Here is a 531-nt window from a genome sequence, read left to right as displayed (position 1 = left end):
GACTGTAGACATCACCCCACCAAATCCAGCGGGTGCAACCCTTGCGATTGATGCGGTGACTGCGGACAACGTGTTGAATGCAGCAGAATCAACAACCACCATCACGGTAACAGGTACCTTAACCGGTATCCCTGCAGATGCAGCCACCACCGTGGTGACTTTAGTCATCAATGGCGTGACTTACACTGCAACTGTAGATGCAGCGACAGGTAACTGGACAGCGGATGTGGCAGGTAGTGACCTGTTGGCCGATGGCGATAAAACCATTGATGCCACAGCGACCTTCACCGATGCAGCAGGTAACAGCAGCACAGTGACTGATACGCAAGTGTATACAGTGGATGTGACTGCACCGAATGCGCCAGACATTGATCCGGTCAATGGTACCGATCCAATCACCGGTACGGCAGAACCAGGTTCAACCGTAACCGTGACTTTCCCGGATGGAAGCACCGTTGATGTGGTGACTGATCCGGTAACAGGCGAATGGACTGTACCAAACCCAGGCGGTCTGGTGGATGGTGATACCAT

General features: G+C 53.3%; 1 protein-coding gene. It reads left to right on the top strand.

The window, feature by feature from the left end; genetic code table 11:
• The coding region (locus C3945_RS11720; protein WP_161879830.1) for an Ig-like domain-containing protein at positions 1-531 on the top strand (531 nt) is incomplete at both ends.

The organism is Alkalibacterium sp. MB6 (assembly GCF_009935905.1).
Taxonomy (GTDB): Bacteria; Bacillota; Bacilli; order Lactobacillales; family Carnobacteriaceae_A; genus Alkalibacterium.
Note: the sequence above shows the minus strand (reverse complement) of the source record. Positions and strands in the feature narration are given on the sequence as shown.